Consider the following 22,421-nt stretch of genomic DNA (forward strand, 5'->3'; position numbering starts at 1 on the left):
ACAATGGTCACACTTCAGGCCGTACCAGCATAGTGCGGAGAAATCTTGTGGTACCTCTTCAAGTACTGCGAATTCAGGCGCAGCCAAGGGGGGCGAACATGCGTTCTCGTCACACGGCGACCATTACGGGATCTCTGCTCACGGCCTGTTTCTCGGCCGTGGTGATCCTTTCCCACACCGCCGTCGCGGACGACCAGGGACCGGGCAGCGGCAAGGGCGGCAAGGCGATGGACAAGGCGCCGGCGGGCGTCGAGGTGACCACGTTGCTGCCGTCGAAGATCTCGGTCGACAACAGTACTCAGAAGACGGCAATTACCGCCACGGTGAAGAACGAAGGGACAAAGGAAAGCGGCGACATCAGGCTTTTGGTGGTCGGTTTCGACGGCCTGAAGGTCAAGAACGTGAAGGGCTGCACGGCGATGGGAGGAAAGGATCTCCCGGAGGGTTCGAACAGCGGTTTCTTCTGTTCCGTCGGCAACCTCGCGGTGGGCAAGTCGAAATCGTACGCCGTCGATGCCACGTTCGATCTGGGAAAGACAGGAAAGATCTGTCTTCCGGTCCAGACGAGCGACGGGAAGAAGACCTACTGGCAGCAGGGACCGGTTCCGTTCGGGACGACGAACCCGTCGCCCAACGCCCCGGCGACCCCGCTGCTGCTGGGTACGGACAACAAGCCGGTGGCACCGGGCGGGGACTCGCTGCCGAAGACCGGCCCGGGGAGTTCGGTCCTGCCGTTCGGTGCGGCGGGCGCTGCCCTGATCTCGGCGGGAGCGGCGGGAATGTGGTGGGTGCGCCGGAGGCCGCGCGAGGAGGCGTGACCGCCGGACACGACCACGGATGAGAACACGGAAGAGGCCCGCCGGAGGGATGGGACACCCCCGGCGGGCCTCTTCCGCTGAACGTCACGCCCTACAGGACGTCACTTCTCGCTCGGCGCGCTCCACTCCGCGCCGGGCGTCACTTCTTGTCGATGAGCTTCCACGCCGTCGGCAGCACGCCCATGGCCAGGGCGGCCTTGAGGGCGTCCCCGATCAGGAACGGCGTGAGGCCCGCCGCGACGGCCGCGCTCGCCGACATGCCGGTGGCCAGGGCGAGGTAGGGGACGCCGATCGCGTAGACGATCGCCTCGCCGATCAGCATCGTGCCCGCCATGCGCAGGACCGAGCGGTCGGCGCCACGGCGGGCCAGGGACCCGACGACCGTCGACGCGAGCAGCATGCCGAGGACGTAGCCGAAGGACGGCGCCGCGGCACCCGAGCCGCCGCCCGCGAACCACGGGACGCCGGCCATGCCGACCAGCGCGTACACCGCGAGCGACAGGAAACCGCGGCGCGCGCCGAGTGCCGTGCCGACGAGCAGCGCGGCGAACGTCTGGCCGGTCACCGGCACGGGGGACCCCGGGACGGGCAGCGAGATCTGGGCCGCGATTCCGGTGAGCGCGGCACCGCCCATCACGAGGGCGACGTCGCGGACGCGGGAGGCCGGGAGGAGGTCGGCGAGGACCTCGCCGGGTCGGGAGGACGTGGCGACAGCGGTGCTCATGGGGACTCCGGCGAAGGGGATACCCCCGGGCTCCTGGGGAGTTCGGGGGGAGGGCAGGTCGGGACACGGTGACGCTATCCCAGGGGCCTAGGGGTGATCACCGTCAGCGCTCGACAAAGGGCGGATCGGGAGCTTGGTGGGCTCCTCACAAAGAACGGCCGGTACACCCACGCCGAGGTGATGCTGGTCACTGCGGTGACGTGGTCCGTGCCGCGTTCCGGTGCCGGGCGCGACTGTGGGGACTCACCAAAGAGGTCGCGGCGATCCCGCCGAAGGGGAACGCACGGCGCTCGCACCACCCCCGCAGGACCCCCGATCCCAGCCCCTCCCTCCTACCTCCGACCCGGACCCCGACTCCGACCCCGACCCCGACCCCGAAGTAAACGGAACCTCACGCTCCGTACGGATCGCGTCCGCATGCTGGGCGGCCTTGCCCTCCCGGTGGTGGGGCTGCCCAGACTGTGGGCGTTTTGCCGCTCGCACGCACTCGCACGTAAGGGACCACCCGCTCTCATGTCCCGCACCACCCTCGACACCCCGCCCGGCTCCGCCGACGCCGAGGCGCCCCTGTCCCACGGTCTGAAACAGCGCCACCTCTCGATGATCGCCCTCGGCGGTGTCATCGGCGCCGGACTGTTCGTCGGCTCCGGTGCCGGAATCGCCGCGGCCGGTCCGTCCATCGTCATCGCGTACGCCGTCTCGGGTCTGCTCGTCATGCTGGTGATGCGGATGCTCGGCGAGATGTCGGCCGCGTATCCGTCGTCCGGATCCTTCTCGGCGCACGCCGAGCGGGCCATCGGACCCTGGGCCGGCTTCACGGCGGGCTGGGCCTTCTGGGTGCTGCTGTGCACGGCCGTCGGCCTGGAGGGCATCGCCGCCGCGAAGATCGTCACCGGCTGGCTGCCCGGCACGCCCGAGTGGGGGTGGGTGGCGCTGTTCATGGTCGTCTTCTGCCTGGCCAACCTCGCCGCGGTGAAGAACTTCGGTGAGTTCGAGTTCTGGTTCGCGGCCCTCAAGGTCGGCGCCATCGCGCTGTTCCTCGTGCTCGGCGTGCTGGCCATCACCGGCGTCCTGCCGGGTACGGACGCACCTGGCACCGCACATCTCACGGGCGACGGCGGCTTCCTGCCGAACGGCGGCGAGGGGCTCGTCATCGGACTGCTCGCGTCGGTGTTCGCCTACGGCGGCCTGGAGACCGTGACGATCGCGGCGGCCGAGTCGCAGGACCCGGTCAAGGGTGTCGCGAGCGCGGTCCGCACCGCGATGTGGCGCATCGCGCTCTTCTACATCGGCTCGATGGCCGTCATCGTCACGCTCGTGCCGTGGAACTCCGAGGCGGTCGTCACGAGCGGCCCGTACGTCGCCACCCTCGAACGCCTCGACATTCCGGGCGCCGGGCAGCTGATGAACGTGGTCATCTTCGTGGCGCTGCTGTCGGCGATGAACGCGAACATCTACGGCTCCTCGCGCATCGCCTACTCCCTGGTCGGGCGCGGGCAGGGCCCGAAGGCGCTCGGCCGCGTCTCGGCGGGAGTGCCGCGGGTCGCCGTGCTCGTCTCCTGCGTCTTCGGCTTCGCCTGTGTCGTCCTCAGCTACTGGCGTCCGGACGACGTCTTCCCGTGGCTGCTGAACATGATCGGCGCGGTGATCCTGGTCGTCTGGATGTTCATCGCGGTCTCGCAGCTGCGGCTGCGCCGCCGACTGGACCGGGAGGCTCCGCAGAAGCTGGTCGTGCGCATGTGGGCGTTCCCCACGCTGACCTGGGTCGCGCTGGCCGGCATGGTGGCCGTCTTCGTCCTGATGGCCCGGGAGCCGGACACCCGCGCGCAGCTCTACTCCACGGGCGGCATGACGCTGTTCCTGGCGGCGGCCGGCTACGCCCGTCAGCGGGCCCGCGCCCGCGGCTGACCGGCCCTGTCGCCTCACCGAAGGGGCCCTCGCGCGAGGACGACGTCGCGCGGGGGCCCCTTCGCGCACCCGGGGCGCGATTGCGGCCCTTCATGGATCCGGTGCGCGCCCGGGGCACACACTCCCCTCCTGTTGCTGCTAGCGTGCAGTTGCGACCTATTCGCAATAAAGGCGGAAGTGGTGTGCCCGTCCGTACGCACTCCGGACGCCGGGGCCGTGAAGCGTCCTGCTCGTGATCGTCTTCTCACCTTTCACGGAGCGGGCGGAAGAAGGGAAGCCCCCGCGAGGACATGACTCGCGGGGGCTCTCCCGTTCCCGGGGCCCATGTCCTCCCGCGTGGACAGGGGCCCGGCTCCGGGACACGCGCGGCCGGAACCGGCACCTCGTCCGCGCGGCGCCTCCCGATGGGAGCCGAACATGCTGCGCAGGGGGCGCTCGAAGGGAAAGGGCGTCGCCGCGGGATGGAATTTGGGACCGTGGGCCCACCCAGGGAGCGCATACGCTCGCGGGGCCGGCGTCCGGCACCCGGACGCTTCCGGCCCTCGTGCCCGCTCTCTCCCCCGGACCGGTTCCACACGGAGGTGTCGCCGTGGACGTGCGCTGCCCGAACTGCGGAGGGCCGCTGCGGCGGTTCCGCAAGCTCACCAAGGACGAGGAGGCGCACGTGCGCCGGATCCTGGAGGTGGACGACCCGGCCGCCTTCCACCGCTGCACCAGGAAGGGCTGCCGCCGCTTCCAGCGCTGGATCAACTGGCGGGACGGCGGCGACTTCCCCGAGGCGCAGGCCGCCACCTGACACGCGAACGGGGCCCGGCGTACGCCGGGCCCCGGGAACGACAGGGGGGTGGCCCGGCGGAGCGCGCCGGGCCGGGACCGGCTACAGGTTGCTGAAGTCCGGACCCGCGGAACGGGAGCGCTTGAGCTCGTAGAAGCCCGGCACCGAGGCGACCAGCAGCGTGCCGTCCCAGAGCTTCGCGGCCTCCTCGCCCTTGGGCGCGGGGGTGACGACGGGGCCGAAGAACGCGATCTGCTCGCCGTCGGCGCCGGGCACGGCGATGACCGGGGTGCCGACGTCCTGGCCGACCTTCTCGATGCCCTCCTTGTGGGAGGCGCGCAGCTCGGCGTCGAACTCGAAGTCGTCCTGGTCGGCGTAGTCGATCAGGTCCGCGGGGAGCCCGACCTCGTCGAGGGCGGCCACGATGGCCTCCCTGGTCGGGCCGGCGCCCTCGTTGTGGATGCGGGTGCCGAGCGCGGTGTACAGCGGGCCGACGATGTCGTCGCCGTGCTTCTGCCAGGCGGCGGTGACCACACGGATCGGCTGCCACGCGGTGGTCGTGAGCATCTCGCGGTAGTTCTCGGGCAGCTCGTCCAGCTTCGGCTCGTTCAGGACGGCGAGGCTCATGATGTGCCAGCGCACCTCGATGTCGCGGACCTTCTCCACTTCGAGCACCCACCGCGAGGTCATCCAGGCCCAGGGGCACAGCGGGTCGAACCAGAAGTCGACGGGGGTCTTGCCGGAACTGGGCTGAGCGGTCTGCTCGGACATGGCTCTCCTCGGAACGCGGTCTTTGTTCCTCCAACGCGCGAGGCCGTCCACACCATTCCCGCCCGGCGCCCCCACTCCGCCCGTCCCGCCCGCGCCGTCCCGCCGGCGTCCCCGGCGCCGCACTGTCCGGTGACAGGAGCACATGGCAGGATCGGTCCTGTTCACACATGTCTATACCGCCATGAGGGAGTGCAGCCGTGCCCGGTGAGAACCTGTCCCGCGACGAGGCCCAGGAGCGGGCGGCACTGCTGTCCGTCGACAGCTACGACGTCTTCCTCGACCTGCGCTCGGCCGTCGGCGAGACGGAGCCGGGCGGCGCGGACGGCGGTCCCCGCACCTTCCGGTCGGTCACCACGCTCCGCTTCCGCTGCGCCGAGCCGGGCGCCGCGAGCTTCGCGGACCTGATCGCGCCGAGCGTCACGGCCGTCTCGCTCAACGGCAGGGACCTCGACCCGGGCGAGGTCTTCGACGGCGCGCGGATCCGGCTGGAGGACCTCGCCGCGGAGAACGAACTCGTGGTGGACGCCCAGTGCGCCTACTCCCGCACCGGCGAGGGCATGCACCGCTTCGTCGACCCCGAGGACGGCGAGGTCTACCTCTACACGCAGTACGAGCCGGCGGACTCGCGGCGCGTGTTCGCCAACTTCGAGCAGCCCGACCTCAAGGCGCCGTTCCGATTCGCGGTGCAGGCACCCGCCGGCTGGACGGCCTGGAGCAACGGTGCGGGCGAACTCGCCGACGGCGTCTGGCAGTTCGCCGAGACCAAGCCGATCTCGACGTACATCACGGCCGTCGTCGCGGGCCCGTACCACTACGTGACGGACTCCTACACACGCACCTTCGACGACGGTACGACGCTGGAGATCCCGCTCGGCGCGATGTGCCGCAAGGGCCTCGCCCCCCACTTCGACGCCGACGACGTGTTCCTGGTGACCAAGCAGGGACTGGACTTCTTCCACGACCACTTCGACTACCCGTACCCCTTCGGGAAGTACGACCAGGCGTTCGTGCCCGAGTACAACCTCGGCGCGATGGAGAACCCGGGCCTGGTCACCTTCCGCGAGGAGTACATCTTCCGCGGCAACGTCACGCAGGCGTCGTACGAGGCCCGGGCCAACGTCATCCTGCACGAGATGGCGCACATGTGGTTCGGCGACCTCGTCACCATGGTGTGGTGGGACGACCTGTGGCTGAAGGAGTCCTTCGCCGACTTCATGGGCACGTTCGCCAACGTCGGAGCGACCCGCTTCACCGACGCCTGGATCACCTTCGCCAACCGCCGCAAGGCCTGGGCCTACCGCGCCGACCAGCTGCCCTCCACGCACCCGATCACCGCCGACATCCGCGACCTCCAGGACGCCAAGCTCAACTTCGACGGCATCACCTACGCCAAGGGCGCCTCCGTCCTCAAGCAGCTCGTCGCGTACGTCGGACAGGACGCCTTCCTGGAGGGCGCCCGCCGCTACTTCAAGCGGAACGCGTACGGCAACACGCGCCTCGGCGACCTGCTGTCGGTCCTGGAGGAGACCAGCGGACGGGACATGGCCGTCTGGGCCCGCTCCTGGCTGCAGACGGCGGGCGTCAACTCGCTGACCCCGCAGGTGGTGTTGAGCTCCGAGGGCCGCGTCACCGAGCTGGCGGTGCTCCAGGAGGCCGCCGAGTCCCACCCCGAACTGCGCCCGCACCGCGTGGCCGTGGGCCTCTACCGGCGCGAGTCGCTGCGCGAGGGCGGCGACGGCGCGCTCGTCCGGTACGCCCGCGCCGAGGTGGACGTCGACGGTCCGCGGACGGTCGTCGCGGACCTGGCCGGCTCCGAGGCCCCCGACCTGGTCCTCGTCAACGACGACGACCTCACGTACTGCAAGATCCGCTTCGACGAGGGTTCGCTGGCCGCCCTGCGGGACGGACTCGGCGAGATGACCGACCCGCTCGCGCGGGCCCTGTGCTGGTCGGCCCTGTGGAACCTCACCCGTGACGCGCTGATGCCGGCCCGGGACTTCATCGGTCTGGTGCTGCGTTTCGCCGGCCGCGAGTCCGACATCGGCGTCCTCCAGACGCTGCACGGCTGGGCGGACGCCGCGCTCGTCCACTACGTGGCGCCCGCCCGGCGCACCGAGGGGGCACGGCTGCTGGCCGAGGGCGCGCTCAAGGAGCTGCGGCTCACCGAGCCGGGCAGCCAGCACCAGCTGGCGTGGGCCCGCTTCTTCGCGCACGTCGCGTCGAGCGAGGCCGATCTCCAGCTGCTCCAGGGCCTGTTGGAGGGCGCGGCGAAGATCGACGGGCTGGAGGTGGACCAGGAACTGCGCTGGGCGTTCCTGGAGCCGCTGGCCGCGCACGGCGTGGCCGACGAGTCGGTGATCGCCGCCGAACTCGCCCGCGACGACACGGCGTCGGGCAAGCGGCACCAGGTCCGCTGTCTGGCGGCCCGCCCCTCGGCAGCGGTCAAGGCGCAGGCCTGGGCGGCCGTCGTCGAGTCGGACGCGCTGTCCAACGCCCTGGTCGAGGCGACCATCTCCGGCTTCGCCCAGCCGTCCGGGCGCGAGCTGCTCGCGCCGTACACCGCCCGCTACTTCGCCGCGATCGACCGGGTCTGGGCGGAGCGGTCCATCCAGATCGGCATGGACGTGGTCAGGGGCCTGTTCCCCGGACTCCAGGACTCCCCGCAGACCCTGGAGGCGACGGACGCGTGGCTCGCCGCGCACGAGGACGCGGCCCCCGCGCTGCGCCGGCTGGTACTGGAGTCCCGCGACGACCTGGCCCGGGCCCTGCGCGGCCAGGCCTGCGACATCGCCGCGGGCTGAACACCCGCACGACGCACACCGCTTCGAGGGCACCGGCGCTCCACGCGTCCGGTGCCCTCGCCGCGCCCGCACCCGCTTCCGGTATCCACTCCGGTGACTTCATCGGACGGATGCACTGGTGACGAAATACAGGTATTCAGAGCCGTAACCCCTATTAATTCCCCTCCGGACCAGCGCCTTTCGGCACTCGAACGCCCGTACTTTAGTACGTGCTTGTCCGGATTTGTCGACGAGCGTGTAACAGCGGTTAGAGGGCGGGTTCCGGGCGGGAAACCCCGGATCATGAACCACAACACCCCGCTCTCCCCCCGCCCCCTCCGTCACCTGTCCCACGTGCAGCGCCGGGTCCTGACGACAACTCAGCTGCGCAGCCACGGCGTCACGGCCGCCGAGACGAACGAGCAGTGCCGGGCGGGCGGAGCCTGGCAGCAGATCCTTCCGGGTGTGGTCCTGCTCCACCCCGGCCCGCCCACCGCCGAGGAGCGGCTGCACGCCGCGCTGCTGTACACCGCCCGCTCCCCCGCCCCCCAGCGGGTGGCCTCCATCCCGGTCCAGCCGGGCGCCGAGGGGCCGCACGCCCCCCAGCCGTTCGCGGACGTGCTGGTCACCGGCCTGGCGGCGCTGGCCCTGCACGGGTTCAGCACGGCGCCGCCGCTGCTCTCCCTCGAAACGATCGACGTGCTGGTGCCCCGGCTGCGCCGGCTGCGCTCGACGGGCTGCGTCCGGATCGTGCGGACGCCCTCGCTGCCCGCCCCCGCGTTCGTGACCGGCGTCCCGGTCGCCCCGGTGCCCCGTGCGCTCGCCGACGCGGTCGCGGAACTCACCGACGCCGACGTCGTGCGCCGGCTGCTGACGGAAGCGGTGCGCGGGGGCCACTGCGAACCGGCCGTCGTGGTCCGTGAGTTGACGGCTGCCCGGCTGCTCGGCCGGCCGCACGTGGTGGACGCGGTCGACTCGCTGCTCGCGGAGGGCCGGGCGATCGCGGAGGAGCGCCTGTACCGGATGGTGCACGAGCACGGTCTGCCCGACCCGGTGTGGAACGTGGACCTGCGGCTGCCCGGCGGTCCGCACATCGGGGGCCTCGACGCGTACTGGCCCGAGCAGGCGGTGGCGGTCGAGCTGGACACCCGCGCCCCGCGGCAGGACGAGGACGCGCTGTGGTCGGAGTACGCCCGCAAGCGTGAGGTGCTGGAGCGGCTCGGGATCACCGTCGTCCACATCACGCCGAAGAAGCTCCGTGAGGCGATGGAGCAGCAGGCCACGGTCGTCCGTACCGCGCTGATGGCGTCGGACGACCGCGATCCCGCGGCGCATGTCGTGGTGCTGCCCCGGTAGTGACGGACCGGGGTGGTGGCAGGAGGGGAGGGAAGGGGCTCGCGCGACGGCGTGGGCCCCTTCCCGTGCGCCGTCCTCCCGCTTGTCCGCGCGGCCCTCGTCCGCGAGTCCGTCGTCCGCGAGGCATTCGTCCGGAGGCGTTGTCAGTGGGCCGTTCTACTGTGGGGCCGACAGGAGTTCCATGGCCCGACGTACCTGCCGTGACGAGCAGGACGCCAGACGGGAGAGCCCGATGACGACCCTGCCCGGTCGCCCGAACACCGCACTGCTGGTGGTCGACATGCAGCACGGCGCGGTGGACGCCGCCCACAACCGCGCCGAGGTGATCGAGAACATCAACACCCTGGTCGCCAGGGCCCGCGCCGAGGCGGTGCCGGTGATCTGGGTGCAGCACTCCGACGACGGGATGAAGGTCGGCAGCGAGGACTGGGCCTACGTGCCGGAGCTGGTCCGCGAGGACACCGAGCCCGTCGTCCACAAGAACTACGGCGACTCGTTCGAGGCCACCGACCTGGAGGACGTGCTCGCCCAGCGCGGTGTCGGCCACCTGGTCGTCACCGGCGCCCAGACGGACGCCTGCGTCCGCTCCACCCTGCACGGCGCGTTCACCCGCGGGTACGACGTCACCCTGGTCGGCGACGCCCACGCCACGGAGGACCTCACCGCGTACGGCGCGCCCTCCCCTGCGGAGGTCGTCGCCCACACGAACCTGTACTGGCGGGTGCAGGACGCGCCGGGCCGGCACGCGGCCACGGTCGACACCGCGAAGGTGACCTTCACGGCGCCGACCGCGGCCTAGAAGGCCCGCGGCGGGCTAGGGGGTGCGGGCCGTCCGGTCCGCACCCGGCCGCTTGCCGCAGAACTCCGCCTCGATCACCGCGTCGCTGTCGCCCGACCAGTCCCCGTTGAAGTTGAAGGCGAGGGCGTGCCGGCCGTCGGCCGTGGTGACGGCGGAGGAGGTCGAGCCGTGGATGCCGCCGTCGTGGCCCCACACGTGGACGCCGCAGCTCAGTTCGCGGTCGATGAGGCCGAGGCCGTAGCCCGCGTTCGGGATCTCGTCGACGCGGACCGTCGTCTTCATCTCGGCGAGCTGCTCGCGCGGCAGCAGCCTGCCGCGCAGGAGGGCCGTGTAGAAGCGGTTCAGGTCGGCGTTGTCGGAGATCATCCCGCCCGCCGAGGCGGCGAGCGTCGGGTTGAGGGTCGTGACGTCGTACGTCGGTCCCGTCGCGGTCCTGGCCAGCTTGGAGTAGGCCCTGCCGCTGGGCTGCGGGAGCGTCGCCGTGGTGCCGGGGACCGATGTGCCGCGCAGTCCGAGCGGTTCGATGATGCGTTCGCGGATCTCGGTGGCGTAGGAGTGTCCGGTGACCTCGCGGATCACCATTCCGGCGAGGATGTAGTTGGTGTTGGAGTAGCTCCAGGAGGCGCCCGGCGCGAACTCCGGCCGGTGGGCCAGGGCGATCGCGACGAGGTGCTCCGGTGTCGCGGTGTCGTAGCGGTGCCGGAAGAAGCCGTCCTTGGCGAAGTAGGTGTTCACGAAGTCGTCGTCGGCCGTGTAGTCGAAGATCCCGCTCGTGTGGTTGAGGAGCCGGCGGAGGGTGATCCTCCTGCCGTCGTTGCCGTTGCCCCGCACCACTCCGGGCAGCCAGTGGTCCACCGTGTCGTCCAGCGACAGCCGTCCCTCCGCCTCCAGTTGGAGCAGCACGGTGGAGACGAACGTCTTGGTGATGCTGCCGACGCGGTAGTGGTCTGCGGTGGAGCGCGGTGCGCCGGTGCGCAGGTCGCCGGTGCCCGCCGTCGCCGACCACGTGCCGTGCCGGCCGGAGGCCGTCGCCGTCACGCCCGGCACCCCGTCGTGCACGGCCGCCTCCATGGCCTGCCGGGTCGGCGCGTGGCCTGTGCCCGCGGCGGGCGCCGCGACCGCGGTGCCCGCCAGTGCCGTGGCGATCGCCACGGCGGTCGCTCCCACAAGTCCCGTACGTACCCTCATGTCTTCCCCCGTCTCACTGTCGAACGTGGTCGGGGGAACGGACCCGGGAACGCGGCGCGGGGTTGCCCGGTCCGGGCCGGTTGAGCGCTTTTCAGCCCTTCTTCAGGATCAGCTCCGTGTTGCGGTCGCGCGAGGTGCCGGCGAGGTCGGTGCGGGCCCCGGGCGTGTTGAAGGACAGTTCGCGGTAGAGCGCGGCCAGGCCCGTCTGGCTGAGGTCGGAGAAGTCCGTGGCGTGCGGGGCGGCGGACTCGATGAGGGTGGTGAACAGGGAGAGCGTGCCGTCCTCGTTGTCGACCAGCTCGATGATGCGGGCGAGCTGGGGGAAGTCGACGTGCGAGGCGGTGGAGATCTCCCAGAAGGAGCGGTTGCCGGGGGCTGCGTGCGGGGTGATGTCGTTCTTGTGGGAGTGACCGTTCACCCAGGCCAGCACGTTGCTGAAGCTCGCGAGGAGGGCGACGACCTCGTCCCCGCCGTGCCGCTTCTCGCCGGGGTGGGCCGGGTCGGCGTTCATGTTGCGCATCGTCTTGCTGGTGTGGTGGCTGAAGACGATGACGTAGGCGTCCTTGTTCTCGCGCAGCGTCTTCTCCAGCCAGCGCAGTTGCGCCGTCCCGATGGACCCCTCGTAGTGGCCGCCGGGGTCCGTGGTGTCGAGGCTGACGCCGATGACGTCCTCGGCGATGCGGAACGAGTAGTACTGGGTGCCCGCGGAGAGGTTGGCGGAGGAGTAGCCGTGGCCGATCGGGCCCGGACCGGTGTGCGCGGGGTCGAGGTGGGCCTTGAGGTACTCGGCGGGCGTGAACGGGGCCCGGTTCTCGTCCGGGGTGACCGAGCGCATCTGCCGCGTGTGCGCCTTGAGCAGCGCGTGCACCTCGGCGCCCTTGGGGCTGCTGCCCTTCTTCATGCTCTTGGCGAGCTTGTCGCACTCCGCCGCGCCCAGGGACATCAGCTTCTTGCCGCCGACGGCGAACTCGGTGAGGTACGAGTCGCCTCGCGTGCCGTAGCAGCCCAGCGGGAGCGCGTCGTGGTTGCCGACGGTGGAGTACCAGGGCAGGCTCAGGCCGGGGCTGCGCAGCTCGCCGATGGCGGCCTGCAGGAACCCCTGGATGCGCGGGAACCCGAGTTGCTTGTCGGCGTCGCGCAGGGCCGCGTCCGGCTGCCAGTAGGTCTTGAGGCCGCTGGCCTGGACCCCCTCGTAGTGCCGCGGGTCGCCGCTGTTCGGGCTGATGCGACCGCCGCTCATGACCTTCAGGAACCAGTTCAGCTCTGTCTTGGAGTTGTTGTCCGTGTTGTCGCCGGTGGTCATGACGAAGTGCAGCGGGGAGCCGGTGACGGGGGCTCCGCGCAGCGAGTTGACCCGCTCCACGAGGGAGACGGCTCCGGCGACGGTCAGGGTCTCCTGGGGGCGCCAGAAGCTCTTGTTCTGGGCGCGCAGGTACTCCAGGCGCAGCGGGTGCTGGGCGTCGGTCAGGTGCAGGTCGGTGAGCTGCACGAACGAGGCGAGCGCGGTGCGCCGGTCGGCGCGGCCCTTCTTGCCCGCGGCCAGTTCGTCCCGGACGACGCGCTGCCAGCCGGCGCCGTCGCCGAGCCGCCGGTATCCGGGGGTGCCGGAGCGCGGGACGGCGACGCCGCGCAGCGTGGTGCCGCGGGTGTAGGGGACCAGTTCGGGCGGGGCGAGCGGAGTGACGGCCGCCGACCGGGCCTCGGACTGGGCGACGGAGTCGGCGACGGTCTCCCGTCCCGGGGTCGCGGCGTGCGCCGGGGCCCCCGGGCGCAGGGCGAGGCCGACGCCGGCGGAGAGCGACAGGGCTCCGGTGGCGGCCAGCAGGGTGCGGCGGTTGAGAGCGGGTACGGCGGCGACAGAGCGTGTGCGCGACATGGCGCGGTCTCCCCGAGTGCGAACGCGTCGGCTGTGGTCGCGGGGCGGTCGAGACGAACACCCCGCTCACCATGGATGGTTGGCAGCGGGGGTGACCTGCGCGTTAACTCGGCAGCAACGCCCGGCGCCGATCACCGTACGTGGATCTTGGCGCACCCTGTGCGTCCATGGAGCCCTGTCCGAACCGCCCGGGGCCGGTCACTCCGCGTTCATCTTGCGGGGTAGGGGGAGCCTCATCGCCTCCGCGCGGCGCGGCTCCCGCCCCTCGGGACGGCGCGCGCGACGACGCCCAGGCGCGTCCCGCGGTCACCGCACGGAAGGGTCCAGCCACCGCACGTGCACGAAAGAGCGCCGAATCGACAAAGGCAGACACCTGTATCACGCCGCATATCCAACCATAACGGTGTATCAGCGACGTGACGCATGGCGGAAGTACGCCATGGCTTCATCCCGCCTCGGTCAACTCTCCCCAAACAACTGCCCCTTAGGTAAAGCTGAGCGGTCATCCGGGTCCACATACCGGACTGTCGCGACCGGTCCGTCACAACCGGCGGAACCGGACGCTCCACGCTCGTTCCTTTACCTACAAGGGATGCAGATGATCTCCGACCCTCAGCGAGCTCCGATATCCGGCGCGAGACGCGTGGCCCGCATCGCCGTGGCCGCGGGCCTGGTGGCCGCCCTCTCCGCGGCCGGGCCGATACCCATGGCCTTCTCCGCGGCCCAGGCGACGCCCACGGCCGACCCGGGCACCAAGTCCGCCGCCGCCAAGCTCGGTTCGAGCGACGCGGACCTCCTCACCGAGGCCAAGGCCAACGGCGACAAGAACGTCACCATGATGATCGCCACGGCTCCCGGCCGGACCGAAGAGGTCGCCAAGGAGCTGGACGCGGTCAAGGGCGGTTCGGTGGGCCGCTCCTACGACAAGCTCGGCTACGTCCGGGCGACCGTCCCGACGGGCCGGGCGGACGCGGCCATCGCCGCCGCCGCGAAACTGTCCTCCGTGCACGGGATCGACCTGCGCCAGGAGATCGCGCTGGACGACCCGACGCCGAGCGCCGACACCGCGAAGCACGGCAGCAACACCGCCACGGCCACCACGTACCGGGCCCCCGGCAAGAGCACCCCCGCCGAGAACCCGTACAACCCGTCCTTCGAGACGGGTGCCGTCGACTTCGTGAAGGACCACCCGAAGGCGGACGGCCGCGGGGTCACCATCGGCATCCTGGACTCGGGCGTCGACCTCGGCCACCCCGCGCTCCAGAAGACCACCACGGGCGAGCGCAAGATCGTCGACTGGGTGACCTCGACGGACCCGATCCTCGACAGCGACGCGACCTGGCGCCCGATGACCACCCCGGTGGCCGGGCCCACCTTCACGTACAGCGGCCGGACCTGGACGGCGCCGGCGGGCTCGTACGAGATCAGCACCTTCCGCGAGTCGGCGACGGCGGGCGGCGACGCCAAGGGCGACGCGAACCGCGACGGCGACACCACCGACGCGTGGGGCGTGCTCTACGACGCGGCGGCGGGCACGGTCACCGTCGACCTGAACAACAACGCGGACTTCACCGACGACAAGCCGATGAAGCCGTACAAGGACGGCTTCCAGATCGGCTACTTCGGTACCGACAACCCGGCGACGGACGTCGTCGAGCGCCAGCCCTTCGTCGTGGAGATCCGCAAGGACGTCCCGATGGACCCGTACGGCGGCGACTGGGTCGGCCAGAAGCGCGACTTCGTCAACATCGGCGTCATCGAGTCCGAGCACGGCACCCACGTCGCGGGCATCACCTCCGCGAACGGCCTGTTCGGCGGGAAGATGAACGGTGCCGCGCCCGGCGCGAAGATCGTCTCCTCGCGCGCCTGCACCTGGACCGGCGGCTGCACCAACATCGCGCTCACCGAGGGCATGATCGACCTCGTCGCCAACCGCGGCGTCGACATCGTCAACATGTCCATCGGCGGTCTGCCGGCGCTCAACGACGGCAACAACGCGCGCAGCGAGCTCTACACGCGCCTCATCGACACCTACGGCGTGCAGCTGGTGATCTCCGCGGGCAACTCCGGCCCCGGCGCGAACACCATCGGCGACCCGGGCCTGGCCGACAAGGTCATCTCGGTCGCCGCCTCCATCTCCAAGGAGACCTGGGCGTCCAACTACGGCTCGCAGGTGGAGAAGAAGTACGCGCTGCTGCCCTTCTCCTCGCGCGGCCCGCGTGAGGACGGCGGCTTCACGCCGACGCTGACCGCGCCCGGCGCCTCCATCAACTCCACCCAGACCTGGCTGCCGGGCTCCCCGGTCGCCGAGGCGGGCTACACCCTGCCGGCCGGCTACTCGATGCTCCAGGGCACCTCGATGGCGTCGCCGCAGGCCGCGGGCGCCTCCGCCCTGCTGATCAGCGCCGCGAAGCAGAAGGGCCTCGGCCTCACCCCGGCCACCCTGCGCACCGCCCTGACGTCGACCGCCGACCACATCAAGGGCGTCCAGGCGTACGAGGAGGGTGCGGGTCTCATCAACATCCCCGACGCCTGGGACTCGATCCGTGACGGCGCCACCGCCCACGACTACACCGTGAAGGCGCCGGTCGACACCGCGATCGACTACGCGCTGAAGACACCGGGCTTCGGCACCGGCCTGTACGACCGCGAGGGCGGCCTCAAGGCCGGCGAGCGCAAGACGTACGACGTCACCGTCACGCGGACGTCGGGCGAGGACCGGGCGATCCGGCACGAGCTGCACTTCGAGAACAACGCCGAGGGCACCTTCCGCATCGTCGGCTCGGACGAGGTCAGGCTCCCGCTGAACCAGCCGGTGACCGTCAAGGTCCAGGCGGCCCCCCGGTCGGCCGGTCTCAAGAGCGCGATCCTCGAGGTCGACGACCCGCGGACCGAGGGCGTCGACAAGCAGATCCTGTCGACCGTCGTCGTCTCCTCGCCGGTCAAGTACACCTACAAGGCGTCCGGTTCGGTGCAGCGCAACAGCACCACGTCCTACTTCGTCACGGTCCCCGAGGGCGCCTCGGCGCTCGAGGTGGCCATCGGCGGGCTGAAGGACAAGAGCCAGACCCGGTTCATCTCGATCCACCCGTACGGCGTTCCGGTCGAGGACACCGGCACCCCGTACTGCTACAACAACTACCTCGACGGCAACGGCTGCAAGCCCGACGTGCGTTCGTACGCGGACCCGCAGGCCGGCGTCTGGGAGATCGAGGTCGAGGCGCGCCGCACCTCGCCGCTGCTCGACAACCCGTACAAGCTCGACGTCGCCGTGCTCGGCGCGGCGTTCGACCCGGCGGTCGTGACCGTCCCCGAGGCCAAGGTGGGCGTCCCGTCCACCGCCTCCTGGAAGGTGACGAACAACTTCGCCGCGATCGACGGCAAGCTGAAGGGCGGTCCGCTCGGCTCCTCGAAGAGCACCCGGCCGACCATCGCCGACGGCGCGACGCAGACCACCACGGTCGAGGTGCCCGCGGGCGCCGCGTCGCTCGACGTGTCCATCGGCAACGTCTCGGACACCGCCGCCGACCTGGACCTGACGGTGTACGACGCCGCCGGGACGGTCGTCGGACAGTCCGCGGACGGTGACTCGGAGGAGGCCGTCTCCATCGCCTCCCCCGCCGCCGGCACGTACACCGTCGAGGTCGCGGGCTACTCGGTCCCGTCGGGCTCGACCGCGTACGACTACCTGGACGTGTTCTTCTCCAGCGCGCTCGGCGCGGTCACGGTCGACGACTCCACCCCGGTGAAGCTCGCCACCGGCGCCTCGGCCACGGTGTCCGGTTCGGTCACCGCCGCCGCGGCCGCGCCCGAGGGACGCGAGTTCTTCGGGCAGGTCCAGCTGGTGAACGCGCACGGCACCGTCGCGGGCACCGGCAGCGTGAAGATCGAGAAGGTCACGCCGTGACGGCGTAGGCCTCCGGCCGCATGAGCGGTACGGGCACGGGGCGGGCGTCCGGAAACGGGCGCCCGCCCTGTCGTGTGCGCACGGCCGCCACGCGGCACCGGGGCCGTCCGTCACGTCCGCGCCCCGGGCCACCCGTCACCGCCCGCGGCCCGTGCCGGCCGTTCGCCGGCCGCGGGACGGGCGGCCTCTCACTCCCCGCACTCCATACCGCGGGACTCGGGCAGAGCCTTGACGATCCAGGAGCGTTCGCGGGCGATGGCCTCGTCCCCCGTGGTCCAGATGTCGGGGCCGGCCGCGTCGCGCGGGATGCCGACCAGCACCTCGTCGCCCTGGTGCAGCCGGGGGTCGACGTTCCTCTCCATCAGGAAGCTGACCTGCTTCTCGCCCTTGGCCGGCTTGTAGTAGTGGTAGACGTCGAGGGTGATCCGGTCCTGCCCGGTGCCGGGCTCCTGGCTCACCCGGGCGACCGTGCCCTCGGCGATGAGCCGGGAGCAGGCGATGTAGCCCGGCGCGCTGAGCAGACTCCCCGCGCTGTCGCCCCGACCCGTCTTGGCGTCACTGGTGGCGTCTCCGACCCCGGCCCCGCCCTGCGCGACCAGCCAGCCCATGCCGACGACCAGCGAGGCCACCGCGGCCGCCGCGAGGGCGCCGACGGCGAACGCACCGCGTCGCCGGGAGCGGCCCGGGGCACCCGCGGGACGGCCCTGTCCCGGCCGCCCGGTGGCCGTGGACGTCCTGGACCCGGCCGGCCTCCCGGACTTCTCGGACTCCTTCGCCTTCTCGGCCTTCCTGGCCTTCTTCGCGGCGCCGGCGGGTTCGGGGCTGTTCCCCGGGTCCGCCAGGGCGTCCCCGATGATGATCAACTGCTCCCGGAGCATGTCCACGTCCTCGCGGGCCGCACGATGCTCGGCCATGAACACGACGTCGTCGCGGGCGCCCTGGGGCAGTGACGCGTCCGTGATCGCGGCCAGCAGCGCGTCGACCCCTTCGTAGTCGGCCACGTCACACCACCTCGTCCTCGTGCAGGCGGGCGCGCAGCGCGCGGACCGCCGTGTGCAGCCTGCTCTTGACCGTGCCCTCGGGTACGCCGAGTTCGTCGGCGATCTCGCGCACGGGCAGATCGGCGTAGAACCGCAGGACGACGACCTGACGCTGGGCGTCCGGCAGTTCGTCCAGGCCCTGTGCGACGGCGAGCGCGAGCACGCTGGACTCCTCGTCGGAGGGCTGCTCCAACTGTCGCAGCGAGGCGAGGCGTTCCCCCAGCCGCTCCTGCCGGCGCTTGGCCCGGTGCCAGTCCATCGCCAGGTTCGAGGCGACGACCGCCGCCCAGGCCGACACGTCGCGTGGCGCCTCGTCCCCCTTGGCCGCCCGCTCCAGCAGCCGCAGCCGCACCTGTTGGACCCCGTCCGGCAGGTCCGCCTGGGGCACTCCGCCGAGCGCGAGCACGGCCCGCACCCGGCGTTCCTGCGCCGCGTCCAGGGGGTCGTCCGCCCCCGGTGCGCGGCGTGGCTTTCTGCGCAGCACAGCCACCCTCCCCTCCCGCGTTTCCCCTAGGACGCCGGTGCGGGCCGAAACGTTCGGCCCGCTTCGAGTCGTACGTCACACCGGACCGGAAACCATGACGGGTCCCACACCGTACGGCTTGCGGTTCCCCGTCGTCGCGGGACGATTTCCTCGTACCCGGGCGTCCTGCCGCCGCAGGATCGGGCTCCCGGGGCCCTCCGGAGGCGTCCCGTCCCTCGGACGGCGCGACGAAAGGATTGGACACGCGGGCCCGGGTCAGACGCATGATGGAAACGCTGGACCACGTAAAACGCACGCAGAGGGAGTTCGCCGTGAGGGTCGGAATCGTCGGAGCCACCGGTCAGGTCGGCACAGTCATGCGCAGGATCCTCGTCGAGCGGGACTTCCCGGTCGACGAGCTGCGCCTGTTCGCCTCGGCCCGCTCGGCCGGGACGGTCGTCGACGGGATCACGGTGGAGGACGCTTCCACGGCGGACTACTCCGGCCTGGACATCGTGCTCTTCTCCGCGGGCGGCACGACCGCGAAGGCACTGGCCGAGAAGGTCGCCGCGCAGGGCGCCGTCGTGATCGACAACTCCTCCGCCTGGCGCAAGGACCCCGAGGTCCCCCTCGTCGTCTCCGAGGTGAACCCGCACGCGATCGCCGACCGCCCCAAGGGCATCATCGCCAACCCGAACTGCACGACGATGGCCGCGATGCCGGTCCTGAAGCCGCTGCACGAGGAGGCGGGCCTGGAAGCGCTCGTCGTCGCCACCTACCAGGCGGTGTCCGGCTCCGGCGTCGCGGGAGTGGCGGAACTGCACGGCCAGGCCCTCAAGGTCGTCGCCGAGGCGGACAAGCTGACCCACGACGGCGAGGCGGTCGACTTCCCCGAGCCGCAGGTCTACAAGCGCCCCATCGCGTTCAACGTGCTCCCGCTCGCCGGCTCCGTCGTCGACGACGGCCTGAACGAGACCGACGAGGAGCAGAAGCTCCGCAACGAGTCCCGCAAGATCCTGGAGATCCCCGCCCTCAAGGTCTCCGGCACCTGCGTCCGGGTCCCGGTCTTCTCCGGCCACTCCCTCCAGGTGAACGCCCGCTTCGCCCGCCCGCTCTCCGCCGAGCGCGCCACCGAGCTGCTCGCCGGCGCCCCGGGTGTCGTCCTCTCCGACATCCCGACGCCCCTCCAGGCCGCCGGCAAGGACGCCTCGTTCGTCGGCCGTATCCGCCCGGACGAGACCGCCGAGAACGGCCTCGCCCTGTTCGTCTCGGGCGACAACCTCCGCAAGGGCGCCGCGCTGAACGCGGTCCAGATCGCGGAGCTGGTCGCGGCCGAGCTGAAGGACCGCCGGGGCTGACATCGCGGGCCACCGGACGGACGCGGGAGGGGCGGGGCGCTGGTCGGCGCCCCGCCCCTCCCGCGTCCGGCGGCCCGGCACGGTCTCCGGTCCGCGCGGACCTCCGGGCACCCCCGAACGCCTCGGACATCCCCGGCGCCTCGGACCCGGCCGATACGGCGCTTGTGCGGTGCGCCGGGCGCCGCAGCCGATACCGTCACGTCGTCCCCGCGTGACGAAGGAGCCCGGAGGTCCCCGTGGTCGCCGACACCGTGTGCCGCAGCTGTGGGAAGCCCCTGCCCGGACGGGCCGGCCGTACGGGACGCGCCTCCGTGTACTGCTCGGCGGCCTGCCGGCAGAAGGCGTACCGGGACCGCCGGGCGGCACCCGCCGACACCGTGCGCGGACTGATCGACGCGATCGGCCGGCAGGTCGAGGACCTGGTGCCGCAGCCCGCGTCGGTCTTCTACTCCGGCGTGACCGACCTGGCCTCCTCGGTCGGACAGCTGCGCCGCATCGCCCGGGTCGCCCGGGACAGCGCGAAGGCCGATTCCGTCACATCCGACTCCGTGACGAAATCGCCGCCGCCACGCGATCCCGCGGAACCGGCCCCCGACGCCTCCCCCGGACGTGCGGGTGCCCTGCGGCACGGCTCCGGGGCGGACCCCGTCCTCGCCGAGAGCGACTTCGCCGTGCTCGTCGAGCCGTACCGGCGCGAACTGCGCGTGCACTGCTACCGCATGTCGGGGTCCTACGACGACGCGGAGGACCTCGTGCAGGAGACGTTCCTGCGCGCGTGGCGGGCCCGCGAGGGCTACGCCGGGAAGGCGAGCGTACGGACCTGGCTGTACCGGATCGCCACCAACGCCTGTCTGGACCTCCAGCGGCGCACGGCCCGCCGCCCGCAGCGCTACGAGCCGCTCCCCGGCATGAACCACGGCAGCGCCGAGCCGCCGGCCCGCGTCACCTGGCTGCAGCCCTACCCGGACGAGGACCTGCCCTCGGCCGAGGAGCAGCCGGACGCCCACGCCGTCTCCAGGGAGACCCTGGAGCTGGTCTTCCTGGCCGCCATCCAGCATCTGCCGGCCCGCCAGCGCGCCGTGCTGGTCCTGCGGGACGTCCTCGGGCTGTCCGCCGCCGAGACGGCCGAGGCCCTGGAGATGACGGTGGCCTCGGTCAACAGCGCCCTGCAGCGGGCCCGGCCCACCCTGCGTGACCGGCTGCCCCGCCGCCGCACCGAGTGGACCACCGGGACCGACGCCCGGGAGCGGGAGGTCCTGCGCCGCTACATGGCCGCCGCCGAGAGTCTCGACCTCACCCGGTTCACCGACCTGCTCAGCGAGGACATCGCGCTCACCATGCCGCCGAACCCGTTCTGGTTCGTGGGCCGCGACGCGATCACCGAGTTCCTGCGGATCAGCCTGGACCCCGCCTCCCCGATGTTCCTCGGACACTGGCGCCACCTGCCCGCACGGGCCAACGGACAGCTCGCGGCCGGAGGTTACGTGCGGCGCCCGGGCACGACCGTCCACCGCGCCCAGGTCCTGGACGTCCTGCGCATCGAGGGCGACCGCATCGTGGAGATCACCTCGTTCGAGCCGCACCTGTTCCCCGCGTTCGGGCTGCCGCTGCGGCTCCCGGCGGACCGCTGAGCGGTCCGCCGGGAGCCGTCCGGTGAACGGGGCGGCGCCGCATGCCGGGCGCCGACCGATGAGTGGGGCGGGGGCGCGGCGTCTGTATGACCGACACGTACGGCCGACCGGCACGGCCGGCCGAACAGGTCACAGGACCCATACGGCGAACGAACACCTCAGGAGATCACCATGCTGCTCACCGACAAGACCGCGGTCGTCTACGGCGCGGGCGGATCCATCGGCGGCGCCGTTGCCCGCACCTTCGCCCGCGAGGGCGCCCGGGTGCACCTGGTGGGGCGGACGGCGGACACGCTGGAGACGGTGGCCAAGGACATCACGGCGGCGGGCGGGTACGCCGAGACCGCGGTGCTCGACGCGCTGGACGAGGCGGCCGTCGAGGCGCACATCGCCTCGCTGGACGCCCTCGACATCTCCTTCAACCTGGTGACGCGCGGCGACGTGCAGGGCCGGCCGCTGGTCGACCTGTCCGTCGAGGACTTCGTGCGGCCCGTCGAGACCGGCATCCGCACCACCTTCATCACCGCCCGCGCCGCCGCCCGGCGCATGGCCCGGTCCGGCTCGGGCGTGGTCCTCACCCTCGACAGCGGCTCCGCGCACGGCAGTCCGATGATGGGCGGCACCGGTCCGGCGGACGCGGCGATCGACACCCTGGTGCGGAACCTGGCGACCGAGCAGGGACCGCACGGCCTGCGGGTCGTGGGCCTGTGGGCGGCCGGGGTGCCCGAGACGCTGACCCGGGAGAAGCTCGCCGCCGTCGACAGCGACATGAACCTGGACGACGCGGCCCTCCAGGGGCTGCTCGCGAACCTCGCCGGGATGCGCATGACCCGCCGCAACCCGACCCTCGCCGAGATCGCCGCCACGGCCGCGTTCCTCGCCTCGGACCTGGCGGGCGGCATCACGGGCACGTTCGTCAACGTGACGGGCGGGATGGTCCCCCACTGACGGTCGCCCACCGGCGGGGTGACAACGGCGGGCGGAACACGACGGCGGGCGGACGACGGCGGGCGGACGACGGCGGGCG

The 22,421-nt window shown here is 71.7% G+C and carries 16 protein-coding genes; 10 read left to right on the top strand and 6 right to left on the bottom strand.

Annotation, left to right across the window (positions count from 1 at the left end):
* Nucleotides 1-98 precede the first annotated feature (98 nt).
* Complete coding sequence (locus tag ABZT74_RS08940) at nt 99-818, top strand: LPXTG cell wall anchor domain-containing protein (protein ID WP_356173042.1); 720 nt, start codon at nt 99-101, stop codon at nt 816-818.
* Nucleotides 819-957: 139 nt separating this feature from the next.
* Here ABZT74_RS08940 and ABZT74_RS08945 read toward each other — a convergent pair whose 3' ends face one another.
* Complete coding sequence (locus tag ABZT74_RS08945) at nt 958-1,542, bottom strand: biotin transporter BioY (protein ID WP_356172835.1); 585 nt, start codon at nt 1,540-1,542, stop codon at nt 958-960.
* Between the two features lie 513 nt (nt 1,543-2,055).
* Here ABZT74_RS08945 and ABZT74_RS08950 point away from each other — a divergent pair.
* Both ABZT74_RS08950 and ABZT74_RS08955 read left to right on the top strand, forming a co-directional pair.
* The gene (locus tag ABZT74_RS08950) at nt 2,056-3,450 is read left to right on the top strand and encodes an amino acid permease (RefSeq protein ID WP_356433842.1); all 1,395 of its coding nucleotides are present in this window, start codon (nt 2,056-2,058) and stop codon (nt 3,448-3,450) included.
* Between the two features lie 589 nt (nt 3,451-4,039).
* Nucleotides 4,040-4,246: a hypothetical protein gene (locus ABZT74_RS08955; protein ID WP_355863400.1), complete on the top strand. Its 207-nt coding sequence runs from the start codon at nt 4,040-4,042 to the stop codon at nt 4,244-4,246.
* Between the two features lie 81 nt (nt 4,247-4,327).
* Here the strand turns inward: ABZT74_RS08955 and ABZT74_RS08960 are convergent, their stop codons facing one another.
* Nucleotides 4,328-4,996 carry a DsbA family protein gene (locus ABZT74_RS08960; protein ID WP_355863398.1) on the bottom strand — a complete coding sequence of 223 codons (669 nt, stop codon included), beginning with the start codon at nt 4,994-4,996 and terminating at the stop codon, nt 4,328-4,330.
* Nucleotides 4,997-5,193: 197 nt separating this feature from the next.
* Between ABZT74_RS08960 and pepN the strand changes: the two genes are divergently transcribed.
* The 3 genes from pepN (at nt 5,194) to ABZT74_RS08975 (ending at nt 9,931) form a co-directional block, all read left to right on the top strand.
* Complete coding sequence (pepN, locus tag ABZT74_RS08965; RefSeq protein WP_356172832.1) at nt 5,194-7,797, top strand: aminopeptidase N; 2,604 nt, start codon at nt 5,194-5,196, stop codon at nt 7,795-7,797.
* Between the two features lie 282 nt (nt 7,798-8,079).
* Nucleotides 8,080-9,132, top strand: a complete 1,053-nt coding sequence (locus ABZT74_RS08970; protein WP_356172829.1) for a hypothetical protein — start codon at nt 8,080-8,082, stop codon at nt 9,130-9,132.
* A 232-nt stretch (nt 9,133-9,364) separates the two neighbouring features.
* Nucleotides 9,365-9,931 carry an isochorismatase family protein gene (locus tag ABZT74_RS08975; protein WP_356173039.1) on the top strand — a complete coding sequence of 189 codons (567 nt, stop codon included), beginning with the start codon at nt 9,365-9,367 and terminating at the stop codon, nt 9,929-9,931.
* Nucleotides 9,932-9,946: 15 nt separating this feature from the next.
* Here the strand turns inward: ABZT74_RS08975 and ABZT74_RS08980 are convergent, their stop codons facing one another.
* Together ABZT74_RS08980 and ABZT74_RS08985 are read right to left on the bottom strand one after the other, a co-directional pair.
* Nucleotides 9,947-11,119 carry a serine hydrolase domain-containing protein gene (locus ABZT74_RS08980; protein ID WP_356172827.1) on the bottom strand — a complete coding sequence of 391 codons (1,173 nt, stop codon included), beginning with the start codon at nt 11,117-11,119 and terminating at the stop codon, nt 9,947-9,949.
* A gap of 91 nt (nt 11,120-11,210) precedes the next feature.
* The gene (locus ABZT74_RS08985; RefSeq protein WP_356172824.1) at nt 11,211-12,995 is read right to left on the bottom strand and encodes a TIGR03767 family metallophosphoesterase; all 1,785 of its coding nucleotides are present in this window, start codon (nt 12,993-12,995) and stop codon (nt 11,211-11,213) included.
* A gap of 598 nt (nt 12,996-13,593) precedes the next feature.
* Here ABZT74_RS08985 and ABZT74_RS08990 point away from each other — a divergent pair.
* Nucleotides 13,594-16,902 (top strand): S8 family serine peptidase, encoded by a 3,309-nt coding sequence (locus ABZT74_RS08990; RefSeq protein WP_356434069.1) that lies wholly within the window; start codon nt 13,594-13,596, stop codon nt 16,900-16,902.
* Between the two features lie 188 nt (nt 16,903-17,090).
* Here ABZT74_RS08990 and ABZT74_RS08995 read toward each other — a convergent pair whose 3' ends face one another.
* Nucleotides 17,091-17,903: a hypothetical protein gene (locus ABZT74_RS08995; protein WP_356433843.1), complete on the bottom strand. Its 813-nt coding sequence runs from the start codon at nt 17,901-17,903 to the stop codon at nt 17,091-17,093.
* A 1-nt stretch (nt 17,904) separates the two neighbouring features.
* Complete coding sequence (locus ABZT74_RS09000; RefSeq protein ID WP_355863386.1) at nt 17,905-18,432, bottom strand: sigma-70 family RNA polymerase sigma factor; 528 nt, start codon at nt 18,430-18,432, stop codon at nt 17,905-17,907.
* A 305-nt stretch (nt 18,433-18,737) separates the two neighbouring features.
* On the opposite strand from ABZT74_RS09000, the gene ABZT74_RS09005 reads away from it, so the two are divergent.
* From ABZT74_RS09005 to ABZT74_RS09015, 3 genes are all read left to right on the top strand, one after another.
* The gene (locus ABZT74_RS09005; protein WP_356172819.1) at nt 18,738-19,763 is read left to right on the top strand and encodes an aspartate-semialdehyde dehydrogenase; all 1,026 of its coding nucleotides are present in this window, start codon (nt 18,738-18,740) and stop codon (nt 19,761-19,763) included.
* A 236-nt stretch (nt 19,764-19,999) separates the two neighbouring features.
* Nucleotides 20,000-21,394, top strand: a complete 1,395-nt coding sequence (locus ABZT74_RS09010) for a sigma-70 family RNA polymerase sigma factor (RefSeq protein WP_356433844.1) — start codon at nt 20,000-20,002, stop codon at nt 21,392-21,394.
* Nucleotides 21,395-21,565: 171 nt separating this feature from the next.
* Nucleotides 21,566-22,342: an SDR family oxidoreductase gene (locus tag ABZT74_RS09015; RefSeq protein ID WP_356433845.1), complete on the top strand. Its 777-nt coding sequence runs from the start codon at nt 21,566-21,568 to the stop codon at nt 22,340-22,342.
* Nucleotides 22,343-22,421: the final 79 nt, after the last annotated feature.

Origin of the sequence: Streptomyces sp. NPDC005302 (assembly GCF_040607345.1) — a bacterium.
GTDB lineage: Bacteria > Actinomycetota > Actinomycetes > Streptomycetales > Streptomycetaceae > Streptomyces.

Bases quoted from the DNA above. Each gene is read 5' to 3' on its own strand.
- ABZT74_RS08940 (WP_356173042.1), top strand. From the start codon at position 99: ATGCGTTCTCGTCACACGGCGACCATTACGGGATCTCTGCTCACGGCC.
- ABZT74_RS08945 (WP_356172835.1), bottom strand. From the start codon at position 1,542: ATGAGCACCGCTGTCGCCACGTCCTCCCGACCCGGCGAGGTCCTCGCC.
- ABZT74_RS08950 (WP_356433842.1), top strand. From the start codon at position 2,056: ATGTCCCGCACCACCCTCGACACCCCGCCCGGCTCCGCCGACGCCGAG.
- ABZT74_RS08960 (WP_355863398.1), bottom strand. From the start codon at position 4,996: ATGTCCGAGCAGACCGCTCAGCCCAGTTCCGGCAAGACCCCCGTCGAC.
- ABZT74_RS08970 (WP_356172829.1), top strand. From the start codon at position 8,080: ATGAACCACAACACCCCGCTCTCCCCCCGCCCCCTCCGTCACCTGTCC.
- ABZT74_RS08975 (WP_356173039.1), top strand. From the start codon at position 9,365: ATGACGACCCTGCCCGGTCGCCCGAACACCGCACTGCTGGTGGTCGAC.
- ABZT74_RS08980 (WP_356172827.1), bottom strand. From the start codon at position 11,119: ATGAGGGTACGTACGGGACTTGTGGGAGCGACCGCCGTGGCGATCGCC.
- ABZT74_RS08985 (WP_356172824.1), bottom strand. From the start codon at position 12,995: ATGTCGCGCACACGCTCTGTCGCCGCCGTACCCGCTCTCAACCGCCGC.
- ABZT74_RS08990 (WP_356434069.1), top strand. From the start codon at position 13,594: ATGATCTCCGACCCTCAGCGAGCTCCGATATCCGGCGCGAGACGCGTG.
- ABZT74_RS09015 (WP_356433845.1), top strand. From the start codon at position 21,566: ATGCTGCTCACCGACAAGACCGCGGTCGTCTACGGCGCGGGCGGATCC.